The organism is Myxococcus sp. AB056 (genome assembly GCF_006547365.1).
In the GTDB taxonomy this organism is placed as follows: domain Bacteria; phylum Myxococcota; class Myxococcia; order Myxococcales; family Myxococcaceae; genus Myxococcus; species Myxococcus virescens.
Genome location: NZ_VHLB01000016.1, coordinates 88905 through 107006, shown reverse-complemented (window position 1 = coordinate 107006; position 18102 = coordinate 88905). Strand labels below are relative to the sequence as shown.

Annotated in this window: 6 protein-coding genes (1 of these 6 cut by a window edge); 5 read left to right on the top strand and 1 reads right to left on the bottom strand. The window is 69.8% G+C overall.

The window, feature by feature from the left end; genetic code table 11:
* Positions 1-15 precede the first annotated feature (15 nt).
* The 5 genes from miaB (at position 16) to FMP39_RS10255 (ending at position 6308) form a co-directional block, all read left to right on the top strand.
* A complete protein-coding gene (gene miaB, locus FMP39_RS10275; RefSeq protein ID WP_090492642.1) occupies positions 16-1404 on the top strand; it encodes a tRNA (N6-isopentenyl adenosine(37)-C2)-methylthiotransferase MiaB in 1389 nt (462 codons plus the stop codon).
* Positions 1405-1408: 4 nt separating this feature from the next.
* Positions 1409-1924 carry a gamma carbonic anhydrase family protein gene (locus FMP39_RS10270; protein WP_090492640.1) on the top strand — a complete coding sequence of 172 codons (516 nt, stop codon included), beginning with the start codon at positions 1409-1411 and terminating at the stop codon, positions 1922-1924.
* Between the two features lie 41 nt (positions 1925-1965).
* Complete coding sequence (locus tag FMP39_RS10265) at positions 1966-2436, top strand: Crp/Fnr family transcriptional regulator (protein WP_141589750.1); 471 nt, start codon at positions 1966-1968, stop codon at positions 2434-2436.
* 407 nt (positions 2437-2843) lie between these two features.
* A complete protein-coding gene (locus FMP39_RS10260) occupies positions 2844-3623 on the top strand; it encodes a DedA family protein (protein ID WP_141589749.1) in 780 nt (259 codons plus the stop codon).
* Between the two features lie 153 nt (positions 3624-3776).
* Positions 3777-6308: a patatin-like phospholipase family protein gene (locus FMP39_RS10255; RefSeq protein ID WP_228557851.1), complete on the top strand. Its 2532-nt coding sequence runs from the start codon at positions 3777-3779 to the stop codon at positions 6306-6308.
* Here FMP39_RS10255 and FMP39_RS37890 read toward each other — a convergent pair.
* Positions 6295-18102 carry the final stretch of a non-ribosomal peptide synthase/polyketide synthase gene (locus tag FMP39_RS37890; protein ID WP_228557850.1) on the bottom strand. Its footprint extends 34377 nt past the window's final position, so only the last 11808 of its 46185 coding nucleotides appear in the window; its start codon lies beyond the right edge, outside the window — the gene reads right to left on this strand; it ends in the stop codon at positions 6295-6297. The two genes, FMP39_RS10255 and FMP39_RS37890, sit on opposite strands and share 14 nt — an antisense overlap.

Here is an 18102-nt window from a genome sequence, read left to right as displayed (position 1 = left end):
GCTCAGGGTTCTTCCATGAAGCGCTATTTCATCCACACCTTCGGCTGCCAGATGAACGTCAACGACTCGCTCCGCATGAGCGAGGTGTTGAGCCAGATGTCCTACGCGCCGACGCCGGTGCCGGACAACGCCGACCTCATCATCCTCAACACCTGCTCCATCCGGGAGAAGGCAGAGGACAAGATGCTGTCCGCACTGGGGCGGTACAAGCCGGTGAAGGCCAGCCGTGGCGCTCTGATTGGCGTGGGCGGGTGCGTGGCGCAGCAGGAGAAGGACAAGCTCCTCAAGAAGGTGCCGTACCTGGACTTCGTCTTCGGCCCCGACAACATCGCGCGCCTGCCGGACATCATTGGCCGGGTGTCCGCGGAGCGGGAGCGGGTGGTGGAGACGGCCTTCGTGAACTCGGAGGAGTACGTCTTCCCGCGCGCCGACCCGGAGACGTCCCGCGGCAAGGTCACCGAGTTCGTCACGGTGATGAAGGGCTGTGACAACGTCTGCTCGTTCTGCATCGTGCCGCACACGCGTGGCCGCGAGGTGAGCCGGGCGTTCCCCGACGTGCTCGTCGAAGTGGCGGACCTGGCGAAGGTGGGCGTGCGCGAGGTGACGCTCATCGGTCAGAACGTGAACTCGTACGCGGGCGGCATCTCCTTCGCGCAGCTCTTGCTGCGCACCGCGGAGGTCCCCGGCATCGAGCGCGTGCGCTTCACCACCAGCCACCCGCATGACCTGTCCGACGAGCTGATCGAAGCCTTCCGCGTCCAGCCGAAGATCACCCCGCATTTCCACCTGCCGGTGCAGTGCGGCAGCGACCGCATCCTCAAGATGATGCGCCGCGACTACACGGTGGTGCAGTACCTGGAGCGCCTGGCGAAGCTGCGCGAGGCGCGGCCGGGCATCGCCGTCACCACGGACATCATCGTCGGCTTCCCCGGGGAGACCGAGGAGGAGTTCGAGATGACGATGCAGCTCACCGAACAGGTCCGCTACGACAACCAGTTCTCCTTCGTCTACAGCCCGCGGCCCAAGACGGGCGCGGCCCTGCGCGAGAAGGACTGGGGCCCGGTGCCACACGAGGTGAAGATTGCCCGCCTGGAGCGGCTGCAGAAGCTGCAGCGGCGCATCAGCGGCGAAATCACCGCGGCGCTCGTGGGCTCTGAGGTGGAGGTCATGGTGGAGGGGCACTCGCGCTACGACGCCACCAAGCGCTTCGGCCGCACGCCGGAGAACCGCACCGTCAACTTCGAAGGGGACGCCCCCGCGGGCGCCTTCGTGACGGTGAAGGTGGAGCGCGCCACGCCCAACCAGCTCGCGGGCAAGCAGGTGGCCTTGCTCAAGCCCCCCACGGTGGAGCCGCTGCCGGTGCCCATGGCCGAGGCGCCGTTCCACGTCGTCGCGGAGGCGTAGACCCATGCCCCAGAGGCCATTCCGAGGTGTCTCCCCCCGCGTCCACCCGGGCTGCTTCGTGGACGACTCCGCCCAGTTGGTGGGCGACATCGAGGTGGGGGAGGACTCCTCCATCTGGTTCAACTGCGTGCTGCGCGGGGACGTGAATCCCATCCGCATCGGGAAGCGCACCAACGTGCAGGACCTGTCCCTGATTCATGTCACCAGCGGCAGGTCCGCCACCACGGTGGGGGACGACGTGACGGTGGGGCACCACGTCATCCTCCATGGGTGCACCATCGGCAACCGGGTGCTGGTGGGCATGGGCGCCACCGTGATGGACGACGCGGAAGTGGGGGACGACTGCATCATCGGCGCGGGAGCCCTGCTGACGCCGGGCACGAAGATTCCCCCAGGCTCCCTGGTGGTGGGCTCCCCGGGCCGGGTGAAGCGTCCCATCACCGAGGCGGAGCGTGAGTTCCTCTTGATGTCCGCGCAGCACTACGTGCTGCTCGCGGCCGAGTACCACACGGACCGCTGAGTCGCTCGCGAGCCTACGCTGGGCGTGTTAGGAGCACATCCATGGCTCTCGTGCCTGCCACAACGCTCAAGGCGTGTCCGCTGTTCAAGGGTTTCACGGACACCGGCATCCAGATTTTCGCCGGGGTCGCCGTCACGCGTGCGTTCCCCAAGGGAACCGTGCTCTTCGCCGAAGGCAAGACGGGGGAGTCACTCCTCATCGTGGGTGAGGGCACCGTGCGCCTGAGCGCCAAGAGCGCCGGAGGTGAGGAGGTGTCCCTGGGCGAGGTCGGCTCCGGCGAGCCCCTGGGGGAGCTGGCCCTGGTGCAGAAGGGTGAGCGGCTGTGCACCGCCACCGCCGTCACCGACGTGTCGGCCTTGGAGATTCGCGCCGCGGATTTCCAGAAACTCCTGGCCACCAAGCCGCAGGCCTGCGTGAAGCTGCTGATGGGCATCGTCGCGCACTTCGGCCAGAAGGCCCGGGACAACCGGGACATGCTGCGCACGCTCATCGGAAAAGCGCCCGCGGCCTGAGCTGAAGGAGACGCCATCCGGGCGGCCGGTGGTTAAGCTGCGCGGCGGCGCTGCCTGCTCGGAATGAGTAGGGCCTGGTGGCCAGTGCTCCCACCTCGTTCCGCGGTGCGGGCCGAGGCGGCATGGGCCTCCTGGACGATTGGAACCCAGGTGGGCAGGCTGCCCGAAGGGGCGGCGCGACGTCGGGACAGTGGGGCAGCGGGAGGCGGCGGTCGGAGAATAAGTAGAGACGACGGGCGCCGAAGAGGGCCCAAGCAGAGGCCGGGTTTCAGGGATTTTTGTGGTCGGTTCCCCTTGTTGACCCGGAGTTTTGACGACCCGCGCCCGGTTGATGTCTGGGCGCTAGAGGGGCGGCCTCAGGTGACTGCCGGGGCGGGCCCTTCGGACGTGAACGGACAGGACGACGCGTGCAAGAACTTCTCACCAACCTCCTCGGCGACTCTCAGGGCTTCTTCGCCTATGCCACGGTGTTCGGCATCCTGGTGGCCTGCGGACTGGGTGTCCCTCTGCCGGAGGACATCTCCCTCATCCTCGGGGGCTTCCTGGCCCACAAGGGGGCCGCCAACCTATCGGTCATGATGGTGGTCGGCTTCGCGGGCATCATCGTGGGCGACAGCCTCATCTATCTCGCCGGCCGCCGGCTGGGTGGGCGGCTGGGACGTGAAGGCGGCGGTGGCTTCTTCGCCCGCATCGTCACACCCGAGAAACGCGCGAAGGTGGAAGGCCTCTTCGTCAAGCACGGCCAGAAAATCGTCTGCATCGCCCGCTTCATGCCGGGCGTGCGCGCCGTGACGTACTTCACCGCAGGCTCCGTGGGCATGTCCTACTGGCGCTTCATCTTCTGGGACGGCCTGGCCGCGCTGCTGTCCGCGCCCGTGTTCATCTGGCTCGGCTTCCACTTCGGTGGCGAGCTGGACACGATGATCTCCAAGTTCAAGGAAGGGCAGTTCGCCGTGATGGGCGTGCTGGCCGTGGCCGCCATCGGCTACTTCGTGTGGCGCCGCCGGCAGGCCGCGCAGCGCGCCCAGGCCGCCGCCATCGTGGAGCCGGTGGCGGTTCCCGCGCTGGTCCACGAGTCCGTGGCCGCGCCGCTGCGTCCCCAGGTGCCCAGCACGGGCGACGCCCTGTTCGTCGCGGCGCCGGAGCAGGCCGCCGCCGACAGCTCGCACGAGCTGCAGAAGTCGTAGGCGTTCGAAACAAAGGCGCCGGGGACAACAGCTTCCCCGGTGCCTTCCGTGGTTGCCGGGCTTCCGGGATCAGGGTCAGGATTGAGGGATAGCCTCAACGTCGACCTTCATCTGAGCCCGCGAATGCCCAAAATCCTTCTTCGTGCCTGTGCCGTGGTCCTGCTCGCAGCCACCAGCACCGCGCAGGCGCAAGCCGTCCCACCGGCCCCCTCCGAGGCCGAGGACTCCTCCACGCCCGCCAACCCCGTGCCGGCGGACGCCTCACCTGACGCGCCAGCGGCGCCGCCTGAAGCCGAACCGGGCGAAGTGCCGGCCAGCGCTGTCGCTGAAGACGTTCCAGCGGTGAGCCCCGAAGTCCCACCCGTTCCGCCAAACGGTGGCGCGTTCGCGAAGGACAACGCGCTCGTCCCCGAGGGAACGCCGTTCCTGCCGCCGCACATCGAAGACCCGGCGCGGGCCCGCGCCCTGGCCGAGGAGACGGAGCGCAGCGCGCCGGCCCTGGTCGTCAGCGGCGGCATCAGCCTGGGCGCGTATCAGGCGGGGTTCCTCTCCACGCTGGTCCGGTTCTGGAGCGTCGCGCAGCGGGAAGGCGCGCAGGCGGACCTGGGCAACCCGGCGCCGCGTGTGTGGACGGGCGCCTCGGCGGGGGCGGTGAACGCGCTGCTCGGGGGACTGGCCTCGTGTGACACGGCGTTCGCCCAGCCCACGTGGTCTCCAGAGCAGAGCCTCTTCTGGACCGTGTGGATCGACCAGCTCGACCTGGGGCGGCTGCTCCCCGAGGAGCGGAATGAGCCACCTCAGGGCACGCACCTCTTCAGCGAGCCCCACATGCAGGACACCCTGCAGCTCATCCTGAAGAAGGCCCAGACGACCCGCTTCAAGGAGGACTGCACCTTCGCCTACGGCATCACCGTGACGAACCTGCGCGGGCGCGAAGTTCCCTTCGGCGAGGGCGGACCCGATGCCCAGTTCAAGCTGAAGCGCGTGACGGAGAAGCTGGTCGTCCAGGTGATGACGCAGGGCGAAGGGAAGCTCACCGCCCGGCTGCCATTCATGGAGGGCGCGGCGAGCGCGTCGTTCCCCCACATCGGGGTGAAGCCCAAGGAGCTCGCGTACTACCCGGCGCTGGGCGCCCAACCGAAGGGCGACGGCGGACACGAGGTGTCCCTGGCGAACCTGCTGCTCACGCCGCAGGCCTCCGGGGCCTTTCCGCTCGCGTTCCCGCCTGTCCCCGTCGAGGTCTCCTTCTTCAACCAGACGCAATGGGGGCCCCTGGAGTCCCTCAAGCTCATTGACGGCGGCGTGCTCAACAACAACCCCGTGGACCTGGCGGTGCGGCTCGGCTCGCGGTGGGTGGAGCGCAGCACCTCGCGGGAGACGACGCTCAATCCCGAGCGCTTCCCCGTCGTCTACCTGGACCAGGACGCGGTCGCCTGGGACTGGGCATCACCGCCCGAACGGCCAGAGCGCTCCCGCAGCCCCTTGGACGAGGCCTACTTCCAGTACCTGGGCAACGTGCTGAACGCCGCGCGCGACAGCGCCGTGCTCAACACGCTGGAGCACGACATCAATCTGTCGGGCCGCATCCAGATTCCTCGCCGCACGTCGGTGCTCCCGTCGGAATTCCAGTTCGCGATGATGGGCTTCTTCGACCGGCGCTTCCGCGAGCACGACTTCTACCGTGGCATGCAGGACGCCATCCGCTTCCTGTCGACCCAGCTCACCTCGACGCGCGCCGTCGACCTGCTGGTGCCTCGCGCCGGCAAGGAGCGGCTGAGGGATCGCGAGCGCCGCGTGCTGAACGTCCTGGGCATCGACTCGCCCGGCTTCCGCTGCATCGTGGGCAATGACTGCGCGACGACGCCGCAATTGGGGCGGCTGCGTCAGGCCACCGATGCCCTGACGCAGAAGGCGGAAGCAGGACAGCTCCGGAAGGGACAGGTCGACGACCTGCTCACCGTGCTGGGCGACGTGGGCTACCAGTACAGCGAAGGCGTCATGGAGGGGATCGAAGCCACGGGGACCCGAGAGGACCTCATCCCGGTCCGCCAACGCGTGGGCACCGCCTTCCACACCCTCGTCACGCAGCAGCGGGGCAACCTCAAGATTCCGCTCCGTCCCGCGGGCTCCGCGTTCCTGGACGAGTGGCTGACGTACTCGAAGCCGCACCACGTCTGGACGCTCAGCGCCATGCGCCAGCGCGGTGTGGGCGTGGGCGTGGAGCTTCCGTTCCTCGCATCCGAGCAGGGCCGCGAGGACTACGCCTACAGCCGCAATGAGTGGCGCTTCGGCGCCGTGCTGTCCGGGCTGGGCGTGCGGGACATGGACCAGCTCGTGCCCAACGACACCCGCATCCGTTGGGCCTCGCTGGGCCTCTACATCGACTGTGTCTCCGACATGGACGGCTTCTCCGGCGCGATTCCGTTCCTCGACCTGGGGCCGTACGTCCGGTGGCGCGCCGGACTGGGCGTGTCCGCGGGCTACCTCAGCAAGCCCAACGAATGGGCGCTGACCGTCCCAGAGGCCCGCCTGGGCGTGGACCTGGCGGAGATGGTGGGCGTGCGCCTCACGATGCCGGTCTACCTCCTCAAGAAGACGGAGGGAGACCGGCGGCTCATCCGAGGGACGCCCAAGTACTTCAAGGAGCTGGGCCTGGGCGTCGAGTTCCTCCTCACGCGGTGGTGACCTTCAGCGCGCTCCGGAGCCGGTCCGCCAGCTCGCGGACCCCCGGGGCGCGCAGCACGCCGTAGTGGTCGCCGGACACGGCGTGCTGCTCCAGTCCGGTTCCCACGAGCGCCGTCCAGCCGCCGTCCTCGGGCAGGCCCTCCGCGCCCTCCGTCGCCTGGAGCCGCAACACCCGGCCCGGGTTCAGCGCGGGCGGCTGGTAGCGGCGGGCGGCCCGGAGGTTGGCCTCGAACACCCGGAGCAGGGTCCGCAGGTGCGCGGGCTCCATTCCGGGCGGCAGGGCGCCCGCGCGCTGACCGGCTTCCCAGAGCGCTTCTACCTGGGCCTCGGGTGACTGGGACGCGTCCGGACTGGCCAGGTCCGTGAACCCGATGCCCAGCAGGTCGCTCGCGAAAGCGGAGACGACCTGCGCGGCGTCGGGCTCCGGCTCGGCGGCGTTGAGCACCGCGGGCGTGTAGGCGTCGATGAGCGCCAACAGGGCCACCGTGTCGCCACGCTCGCGAAGCTGGCGCGCCATTTCATAGGCAATGACACCGCCCACGGACCAGCCGCCCAGCAGGTAGGGCCCGGCGGGTTGGACCGTGCGGATGGCCTCCACATAGGCGGCGGCCATCTCCTCCACCGTGCCCAGCGGGGGCGTGCTGCCGTCGAGCCCTTGCGCCTGGAGTCCGTAGAACGGGCGCTCCGGCCCCAGCAGCCGGGCCAGCTCCGCGTAGGCCAGGACGTTGCCTCCGACAGGGTGCACGCAGAAGAACGGAAGCTCCGTTCCACTCCGGCCCGCGTCGAACGGGACCAGCGACGACGTCGGTCCAGCGTCCTCGCGGCGCAGGAGCGCGGCGAGCTGCTCCACCGTGGGCGCCTGGAACAGCGCGGACAGGGGAAGCGGCCGGCCCAGGGACTCGCGCAGGGCCGCGACCAGACGCACGGCCAGCAGCGAGTGGCCTCCCAGCTCGAAGAAGCTGGAGCGCACGCTGATGGGCTCCATGCCCAGGAGCTGCTCCCAGGTCCGCACGAGCCGCAGCTCGAGCCCATCCCGCGGCGCCACGTGGACCTCCTGGCTTCGGGTGTCCGCGAGCGTGGGGGAGGGCAGGGCCTTGCGGTCCACCTTTCCACTGGGGTTCAGGGGCAGGGACGGCAGTGAGACGAAGGCCGGAGGCACCATGTACTCGGGCAGCCGCTGCTGGAGGTGCTGACGCAGCGCCTCCACGGCGACGGAGCCGCCCACGACATAGGCCACGAGCCGCTTGTCGCCGGGCACGTCCTCGCGCGCCAGCACCACGGCGTCCTGGACCGCTTCGTGTGCACGGAGGGCCGCTTCGATTTCGCCCAGCTCGATGCGGAAGCCGCGCAGCTTCACCTGGAAGTCGAGCCGCCCCAGGTACTCCAGCGTGCCGTCATGCCGCCAGCGGGCCTTGTCGCCCGTGCGATAGAGCCGCTCGCCCGGCGTGGACGCGAACGGGTGGGGGACGAAGCGCTCCGCGGTGAGGCCCGGCTGGCCCAGGTAGCCTCGGGCCAGGCCATCCCCCGCCAGATAGAGCTCGCCCGCGGTGCCCAGGGGGGCCAGTTGCTGCCGCGCATCCAGCACGTACGCCCGAGTCCCCGCGAGCGGCTTGCCGATGACAGGGACCGGACTCGGGCTGTGCTGCACGCGCGCATAGGTGGCGTACACGGTGCTCTCGGTGGGGCCGTAGGCGTTGAACGCTGTCGTGCGCTCCGTGCTCGCCAGGCGGCTCCAGAGCGACGGGTCCATGGATTCACCCGCGCACAGAATCCGCGCCGGGACGTGGGCACGCTCCAGCAGCCCGGCCTGGAGCAGAAGCGTCAGTTGCGCGGGCGTGCAGTCCAGGACGTCCACGCGCTGTTGCTCCAGCCACGCCAGCATCGCCTCCGGATCCCTCCGTGTGTCGTCGGGCAGCAGGCACAGGCAGTGCCCGTCCGCCAGATGGACGAGCTGGTCCATGCTGACGTCGAAGTAGAGCGGCGCGTTGAGGCTGAACCGCTGCCCCGGCGCCTGCCCCAGGTGGAACGCGAGGTTCGAGGCCACGTGCAGCGAAGCCAGCGAGTGGTGCTGCACCATGACGCCCTTGGGCGTGCCCGTGGAGCCGGACGTGTAGATGACGTATGCGAGGTTCTCTCCGCGGACCTCCACCGCGACGTCATCCGTGGGCCGTGACGCCAGGTTCGGCGCCCCGGTGTCCAGGCACAACAGATGCCGGACCTGCGGCTTCCAGGCGTCCGCCAGCGCTTGGACGGTGAGCAGGATGGACGCGTCGCTGTCCTTCAGGACGAAGGACTTGCGCTGTGCCGGCGCTGACGGGTCGATGGGCACGAAGGCGCCCCCCGCCTTGAGCACCGCCAACACCGCGACGATGGCGTCCGGCGTGCGCTCCAGGCACAAGCCCACGCGGACCTCGGGGCCCACGCCCAGCGAGCGCAGGGATGAGGCGAGCTGGTTGGCCCTCGCGTCGAGCTGGGCGAACGACAGCACCTGCGCCCCCAGTGTCACGGCGGGTGCATCGGGCGTGAGCGCGGATTGCTGCTCGAAGCGCGTGTGGAAGAGCGCACCCCGCTCGCGGTCTGGAGCGAGGTCGTGCCAGTCCACCATCAACTGCTGCTCCTCCGTCTCGGTGTGGAGGGACAGGGTGGCGAGGGCCAGGTCCGGCGCGGCCACGGCACGCTCCAGCAGCAGCCGGAGATGGGTGGCCAGCCGTTCCGCCGTGGCGCGCTCGAACAACTCAGTGCTGTAGACGAGCGCGCCCTCGTAGCCATCCTGGGCACGCGCCAGGTCCAGGCTCAGCTCGAACAGCGTCACCCCCGAGTCGTCGGCGTCCGCGGGACGGACCGACAGCTGGGGCAAGGTCAGCTCGGGGACCTGGGTGTTCTGCAACGCGAACATCACCTGGAACAGCGGCGTGCGGCTCAGGTCTCGCGAGGGCTGGAGTTCCTCCACCAACCGCTCGAAGGGCACGTCCTGATGCTCATACGCGCCCAGCGTGGTGTCACGGACTTGCGCCAGCAACTGACGGAAGGTCATCGCCGGCGTGAGGCGGGCGCGCAGCACCAGCGTGTTCACGAAGAAGCCGATGAGCGGCTCGGTCTCCGCGTGGCGCCGGCCGGCGATGGGCGATCCGACCAACACATCGTCCTGCCCGGCATGACGGGCCAGGACCGACTGGAAGGCCGCGAGCAGCAGCATGAACGGCGTGACGCCTTCACGCTGCGCCAGCGCATCCAGCATCAGCGCGAGCTCCTGGGGCAGCTGCACCGGCACCGCCGCGCCGTGGTGACGCAGCACCGCGGGCCGGGGCTTGTCGGTGTGCAATTCCAGCGCATGGGGTGCACCGGCCAGCTGCGACTTCCACCAGCCGAGCTGCTCCTTCAGCGTCTCACCCTGCATCCACCCGCGCTGCCAGACCGCGTAGTCGGCGTACTGCACCGGAAGCTCGGGCAGGGCCGCGGGGTGCCCGTTGTGGAAGGCCTCGTAGAACGTCGTCACCTCACGCACCAGCACGCCCATGGACCAGCCGTCCGAGACGATGTGGTGCAGACACAGCAACAGGACGTGCTCGGACGGCTCCAGCTTCAGCAGCGTGGCGCGCAGCAAGGGCCCCGTGGAGAGATTGAACGGCTCTCTGGCATCCCGGGTGGCGCGCTTCATCGCCTCCGCTTCGCGCTGCGCCCGGTCCTGGATCTCCGAGAGGTCCACCACCTCCACCACCGTGGCGTGCGGAGGGTGGATGACCTGCCGGGGCTCGCCAGCCACCGACTGGAACGTGGTGCGGAGCGCTTCGTGCCGCTCCACCATGGCACTCACGGCTCGCCGCAGGGCTTCGACGTCGAGTGTCCCCGACAGCCGCAGCGCGGACGGCATGTTGTAGGACACGTCGCCCGGATTGAGCTGATCCAGGAACCACAGCCGCTGCTGCGCAAAGGAGAGCGGCAGTGCTCCGTCCCTCCCGGCGCGCGTCAGGGGCGGGAGCCGGAGGCTGGGCGTCGTGGAGGCCAGCCGCTCGGCGAGCGTCGCCACGGTGGGGGCCGCGAAGAACGCGCGCAGGTTCAGCTCGACATCGAAGGCGTCGCGGATGCGGGCCACGACCTGGGTGGCCAGCAGGGAGTGGCCGCCCAGCTCGAAGAAGTTGTCATGCCGGCCCACGGTGGGGATTCGCAGCAGCTCCTTCCAGATTTCCGCCAGCCGCTCCTCCGTGGGCGTCGCGGGCGGCTCGACGTCGCGCGTGAGCGCGAGCTGAGATGCGTCCGGTGCCGGCAGCGCGTTGCGGTCCACCTTGCCGGTGGACGTCAGCGGCAGGGCGGCCAGTGGCACGAAGACCGAAGGCACCATGTACTCCGGCAGTCGCTGCAGGAGGTGCTGGCGCAGCGACTCGGCCGTGACGGAGTCGCCCACGACGTAGGCCACGAGCCGCTTGTCGCCCGGCACGTCCTCGCGCGCCAGCACCACGGCGTCCTGGACCTGGCCGTGGGTGCGCAGGGCGGCCTCGATTTCGCCCAGCTCGATGCGGAAGCCCCGCACCTTCACCTGGAAGTCAAGCCGCCCCAGGTATTCCAGCGTGCCGTCATGCCGCCACCGGGCCTTGTCTCCCGTGCGGTAGAGGCGGGCCCCCGGCTGTCCACTGAAAGCGTCCGGGATGAAGCGCTCCGCCGTCAGTCCCGGCCTGCCAAAATAGCCCCGGGCCACACCTTCTCCCGCGATGCACAGCTCGCCCGCGGTTCCCAGCGGAGCCAGTTGCTGGCGCGAGTCCAACACGTACACCCGCGTTCCCACGATGGGACGGCCGATGACGGGGACGGGACTCGGGTTGCCCTGAACGCGCGCGGAGGTGGCGCACACCGTGCTCTCGGTCGGGCCGTAGACGTTGAAGGCCGTCGTGCGCTCCGTGCTGGCCAGCCGATTCCAGAGCATGGGCGACATGGCCTCGCCTCCGCAGAAAATCCTGGCGGGGACGTGGCTTCGCTCGAGGAGCCCGGCCTGGAGCAGGAGTGCCAGCTGCGCGGGGGTGCAATCCAGCATGTCGACGCGCTGCTGCTCCAGCCACGCCACCATCGCGTCCGGGTCCTTCCGCGTGGCCTCTGGCACCAGACACAGGCAGTGTCCCTCCGCGAGGTGCATGAGCCGCTCGACAGTGCCGTCGAAGTAGAGCGGCGCGTTGAGACTGAGGCGCTGCCCGGCGGGCTCGGCCATCTCCAGCGACTCCGTCATTCCCTGGAGCAACCACGGCAGCGAGCGGTGCTGCACCATGACGCCCTTGGGCGTGCCCGTGGAGCCGGAGGTGTAGATGATGTACGCGAGGTTCTCTCCGCGCACGTTCGCGGGGACGTTGTACGTGGGCAGTGACGCCAGCTTCGCGGCCTCGGTGTCCAGGCACAGCAGATGCCGGACTTGGGGCTGCCAGGCTTCGGCCAGGTGCTGGACGGTGAGCAGCACGGTGGCCCCGCTGTCCTCCAGCATGAAGGAGCGGCGCTGCGAGGGCGCCATCGGGTCGATGGGAACGAAGGCGCCTCCGGCCTTCAGTACCGCCAGCAGGCTGATGATGGCTTCCAGCGTGCGCTCCAGGCACAGGGCCACGCGGACCTCCGGGCCCACGCCCAGCGTGCGCAGGTGCGCGGCGAGCTGGTTCGCCTTCGCGTTGAGCTGGCTGAAGGACAGCACCTGCTCATCCAGCGCCACGGCGGGCGCGTTGGGCGTGCGTCCCACCTGCTGCTCGAAGCGCGTGTGGAAGATGCCAACGCGCTGGACGCTGGAGGTGGTGCTGTTCCAGTCCACCATCAACTGGTGCTGCTCCGCCTCCGTGTGGAGGGGAAGGGTGGACACGGGGTCATCCGGTGACGCCACGGCGCCTTCCAGCAGCAGCCGGAGATGCTCCACCAGTTGCTCCGCCGTGGCGGGCTCGAACAGCTCGGTGCTGTAGATGAGCGCGCCCTGGTAGCCCTCCGGGAGGCGGGCCAGCGCCAGCTCCAGCTCGAACCGGCTGACACCATGCGTCGGCTCCAGCTCTCGGAGGGAGAGCTCCTGGAGGGCCAGCTCGGAGCCCGGCGCGTTCTGCAGGGCGAAGATGGCCTGGAACAGCGGCGTGCGGCTCAGGTCTCGCGAGGGCTGGAGTTCCTCCACCAGCCGCTCGAAGGGGACGTCCTGGTGTTCGAATGCGCCCAGGGTGGTGTCGCGCACTTGCGCCAACAACTGGCGGAAGGTCGTCTCCGGGGAGATTCGGGCGCGCAGGACCAGCGTGTTGACGAAGAAGCCGATGAGTGGCTCGGACTCGGCCTGACGGCGCCCGGCGATGGGGGAGCCCACCAGCACGTCGTCCTGTCCCGAGTGCCGGCACAACAGCGCCTGGAAGGCCGCGAGCAACAACATGAACGGCGTGACGCCTTCCTTCTGGGCCAACGCGTCCAACGCCTGACTGAGCGCGAACGGAAGCTGGACGTGCACGCCGGCGCCTTGGTGCGTCACCACCGCGGGTCGCGGCTTGTCCGTGGGCACGTCGAGCGCGTGCGGTGCACCCGCGAGCTGCTCCTTCCACCAGCCCAAGTGCTGCTTCAGCGTCTCGCCCTGCATCCATCCGCGCTGCCACACCGCGTAGTCGGCGAACTGCACGGGGAGCTCGGGCAGGGACGCGGGCTGTCCGCGAAGGAAGGCGTCATAGAACGCGGCCACTTCCCGGACGAGAACGCCCATGGACCAGCCGTCCGAGATGATGTGGTGCATGCACAGCACCAGCACGTGTTCGGTGGGGGTCAGCGTCAGCAGGGTGACGCGCAGCAGGGGGCCCGTGGACAGGTCGAACGGCTGCTGTGCGTCATGGGTGGCGAGCTTCAACGCCTCGGATTCCCGGTACGCCCGCCCCTGAATCCCCGAGAGGTCCACCACCTTCAGCGGCAGCGCTCGCGGTGGGTGGATGACCTGGCGAGGCTCGCCGCCCTGGGCCTGGAACGTGGTGCGGAGTGATTCGTGCCGCTCCACCAGGGCATTCGCGGCGCGCTGCAAGGCGTCGACGTCCAGCGTCCCCGACAGGCGCAGCGCGGACGGCATGTTGTAGGAGGCGTTGCCCGGCTGGAGCTGATCCAGGAACCACAGGCGCTGCTGGGCGAAGGACAACGGCGCCGGCCCGTCACGCCGGGCCCGGGTGAGCGGTGGCAGCCGGGGGCCGGGCGTGGCGGAGCCCAGGCGTTCGGCGAGGGCCGCCACGGTGGGGGCCTCGAAGAACGCGCGCAGGCTCAGCTCCACGTTGAAGTCGGCGCGGACGCGGGCGACCACACGTGTGGCCAACAGGGAGTGGCCTCCCAGCTCGAAGAAGTTGTCGTGGCGTCCCACCGTGGGGACTCGCAGCAGCTCCTGCCAGACCTCCGCCAGCCGGGCCTCCATGAGCGTCGCGGGGGGCATGCTGTCGCGCTTGAGGGCCAGCTGCGAGGCCTCCGGCGCGGGGAGGGCCTTCCGGTCCACCTTTCCGCTGGGCGTCAGGGGCAGGGCGGCCAGTGACACGAAGGCGGCGGGCACCATGTACTCGGGGAGGTTCCGGCGCAGGTGTTCCCGGAGGGCGGACGCCTCGACCTGGCCCGCTTCAGGCGCGGACGACGGCACGACGTACGCCACCAGTCGCTTGTCGCCAGCGACGTCTTCGCGGACGTGCACCACGGCGTCGTGGACCGTGGGATGCGCGCGGAGGGCGGCCTCAATCTCTCCAGGCTCGATGCGGACGCCGCGGACCTTCACCTGGGTGTCGCCGCGGCCCAGGTACTCCAGGTTCCCGTCCCGGCGCCACCGCGCCAGGTCTCCGGTCCGGTACAGCCGCTCGCTGTCCACGAAGGGCGAAGGCACGAAGCGCTCCGCCGTCAGCTCCGGCCGGCCCAGGTAGCCTCGGGCCACACCCCGGCCGCCGATGAACAGCTCTCCGGGCACGCCCGGGGGGACAGGCTCCAGCTCGCGGTCCAGCACGTACATCCGCACGTTCGTCAGCGCCCGGCCAATGGGCACCTCTCGCTCGGCGCCCGGGGAGGCCAGGACTCCGGCCGCTGACAGGTTCACGGACGTGGCCACCGCCGTCACCTCGGTGAGCCCGTACGTGTTCAGCAGGGGCAGCTCGGCCCCGACGCTCCGCTGCCACTGGGCCACCCGCTCCGGCGCCACGCGTTCGCCGCCAATCACCACCCACTTCAGCCCTGGGGGGAGACGGGCGGTGCCCGCATCGAGGCTCGCCGTCACGTCATGCCAAAAGGCCGTGGGCAGGTTGAGCTGCGTCACGCCCGCCGCTTCACACTTCGCCAGGAACGCACCGGGCTCATCGAGCATGTCCGGGGTCCGGAGGACCAACGTCCCGCCGCTCGTGAGGCACGGGTAGATCTCCTCCGCGCTGGTGTCCCAACTGATGGAGGCGAACTGGAGCACCCGGTCTCCTGGCGCCACCGGAAAGGACGTCCACGCCGCGCGGGTGAAGTTCACCAGCGACTGGTGCTGGACGACCACGCCCTTGGGCCGGCCCGTGGAGCCGGACGTGTAGAGCACGTACGCGGAAGCCTCGGGGGGCACCAGGACAGCGGGGGCCTGGGGCACGCCGGAGGAGGGAGGCACCTCCGCGTCCAGCCAGACGCAGCCCTCCGCTGCCCCCAGACGCTCGCGGAACGCCGCACGGGCCACGATGACCCGGGCGCCGCTGTCCTCCAACATGAAGCGCAGGCGCTCCGCCGGATACTCCGAGTCCAGCGGCACGTACGCCCCGCCCGCCTTGAGCACCCCCAGTAGCGCGACCAGCAGCTCCACCGAGCGCTCCACGCACACCGCGACGCGATGCTCCAGTCCCACGCCCGCCTCGCGCAGGCGGAGGGCGAGCGCATTCGCTCGTGCATCCAGCTCCCGGTACGTCACGGACTCAGCGCCCGCCACCACGGCCAGCGCGTCGGGCGTGCGAGCCACCTGCGCCTCGAAGAGCGCGTGGATGTGCGCGTCCTTCGGAAGTGGCTCCCGAGCGCCGCTCGCGGCTTCGAGCAAGGCCTGACGCTCCTCGGGAAGCATCATCGGCAGCGCGGCGACACGCTCGTCCGGCCGGGCCAGGACGCCTTCCAGGAGCCGTTGGTAGTGCGAGGCCAGCCGCTGGGCGGTGGCCTCTTCATACAAGTCGGTGCTGTAGTTGAGCGTCCCGCTGAAGCCGTCCGCGCCACGGAACAGGTCCAGGCTCAGCTCGAACAGCGCCACGCCCGTGTCCTCACCGTCCGCCGGACGCACCGTCAGGCCCGGCAACACGAGCTCGGGGATGGGCGCGTTCTGCAGGGTGAACAGCGTCTGGAAGAGCGGGGTGCGGCTCGGGTCCCGCTCCACCTGGAGTTCCTCCACCAGTCGCTCAACCGGGAGGTCCTGATACTCGTAGGCCCCCAGCGTGGTGTCGCGCACCTGCGCCAGGAGCTGGCGGAAGGTCAGCTCGCGGCCGAAGCGCGCGCGCAGCACCAGCGTGTTCACGAAGAAGCCGATGAGGCTCTCCGTCTGCGCATGGTGTCGACCCGCGATGGGCGAGCCCACCAACACGTCATCCTGCCCCGAGTACCGGTTCAGCAGCATGTGGTACGCCGCGAGCAGCACCATGAAGGGCGTGACACCCTCGCGCTGCGCCAGCGCCTCCACGCCCTGGCTGTGCGCCAGGGAGAGCTGCACGGGCACCGATGCGCCCCGGGTGCTGAGGAACGCTGGGCGCGGCTTGTCGGTCGGAAGCTCCAGTGCGTGCGGTGCGCCCGCGAGCTGCTCCTTCCAGAAGCCGAACTGCTGGTTCAGCGCGTCGCCCTGGAGCCACCCCCGCTGCCACATCGCGTAATCGGCGTACTGCACCGGAAGCTCGGGCAGGGACGCGGGCTGACCAGCAAGGAAGGCGCCGTAGAGCGAGGTCACCTCGCGGACCAGCACGCCCATGGACCAGCCATCCGAGATGATGTGGTGCATGCACAGCAGCAACACGTGCTCGGACGGCGCCAGCTTCAACAGGGTGACGCGCAGCAGGGGGCCCTGGGTCAGGTCGAAGGGACGCCGGGCATCGGCGGTGACGCGCTTCAGCGCCTCCGCTTCCCGGTGCGCCTCGTCTTGGATGCCCGAGAGGTCCACCCGGTCCACCGCCACGGGGTGCGGCGCGTGGATGACCTGGCGAGGCGCGCCGTCCTCGGTCTGGAAGGTGGTGCGGAGTGATTCATGTCGACGGACGATTTCGTCCACGGCGCGCTGCAAGGCGGCCACGTCCAACGCACCCGACAGGCGCAGCGCCGTCGGCATGTTGTAGGACGCGTTCCCCGGCTGGAGCTGATCCAGGAACCAGAGCCGCTGTTGGGCGAAAGAGAGCGGCAGTGCTCCGTCCCCCCGGGCTCGCGTCAGGGCGGGAAGCCGGGGACCGGATGAGGCGGAGGACAGGCGCTCGGCGAGCGCGGCCACGGTGGGCGCCGCGAAGAACGTACGCAGGTTCAGGTCCACGTCGAAGGTGGCGCGGATGCGCGCCACCAACTGGGTGGCCAGCAGGGAGTGGCCGCCCAGCTCGAAGAAGCTGTCGCGCCGGCCCACGCTGGGGACACGCAGCAGCTCCTTCCAGACCTCCGCCAGTTGAGCCTCGAGGGGCGTCGCGGGCGGCTCGACATCGCGTTTGACTGCCAGGTTCGAGACGTCCGGGACGGGCAGGGCCTTCCGATCCACCTTGCCGGTGGGGGTGAGGGGCAGGGTGCCCATCAGCACGAAGGCGGACGGCACCATGTACTCCGGCAGCCGCTCCTGGGCGTGCTGACGCAACATCTCCGCGGTCACCGGGGCCTCGGGAGTCACCACGACGACGACGTAGGCCACGAGCCGCTTGTCGCCGGGCACGTCCTCACGGACCAGCACCACGGCTTCCTGCACCTGGTCATGGGTCCGCAGCACGGCTTCGATTTCACCCAGCTCGATGCGGAAGCCGCGCAGCTTCACCTGGAAGTCGAGCCGGCCCAGGTACTCCAGCGTGCCGTCATGCCGCCACCGCGCCTTGTCCCCCGTGCGGTAGAGGCGGGCGCCCGGCGTTCCACTGAAGGCGTCGGGGATGAAGCGCTCCGCGGTCAACTGCGGCTGTCCCTGGTACCCACGGGCCAGGCCGTCTCCCGACAGGTAGAGCTCACCCGCGATGCCCGCCGGGGCTACCCGCTGCCGCGCATCCAGCACGTAGGCCCGCGTGCCCTGGATGGGCCGCCCGATGACGGGCACGGGGGCGGTGCTGTTCCGGACGCTCGCCGTGGTGGCGCAGACGGTGCTCTCCGTGGGGCCATAGGCGTTGAACGCCGTGGTGCGCTCCGTGCTGGCGAGCTGCTTCCAGAGCGACGGGGCCATCGCTTCTCCCGCGCACACGATTCGCGAGGGCACATGCGCCTGCTCCAGCAGCCCAGCCTGGAGCAAGAGCGTGAGCTGCGCGGGCGTGCAGTCCAGCACGTCCACGCGCTGCTGCCCCACCCACGCCAGCATCGCCTCCGGATCCTTCCGCGTCTCCTCGGGCACCAGGCAGAGGCAGTGTCCGTCCGCCAGATGGGCCAGCGGCTCCAAAGCCCCATCGAAGTGGAACGGGGCGTTGAGGCTGACGCGCTGGCGGGTGGCTCCCGTTGCCTGGAACGCCTCGGTCGTTCCCGCGTGCATGGCGAGCAACGAGCGGTGCTGCACCATGACGCCCTTGGGCGTGCCCGTGGAGCCAGACGTGTAGATGACGTACGCGAGGTTCTCCCCGAGGACGTTCACCACGACGTTCCGCGTCGGGAGTGACGCCAGCTTCGAGGCCTCGGTATCCAGACACAGCAGGTG

What these genes read in the sequence shown, in the direction of transcription:
- miaB (WP_090492642.1), top strand. Translation starts at nt 16, where the DNA reads ATGAAGCGCTATTTCATCCACACCTTCGGCTGCCAGATGAACGTCAAC.
- FMP39_RS10265 (WP_141589750.1), top strand. Translation starts at nt 1,966, where the DNA reads ATGGCTCTCGTGCCTGCCACAACGCTCAAGGCGTGTCCGCTGTTCAAG.
- FMP39_RS10270 (WP_090492640.1), top strand. Translation starts at nt 1,409, where the DNA reads ATGCCCCAGAGGCCATTCCGAGGTGTCTCCCCCCGCGTCCACCCGGGC.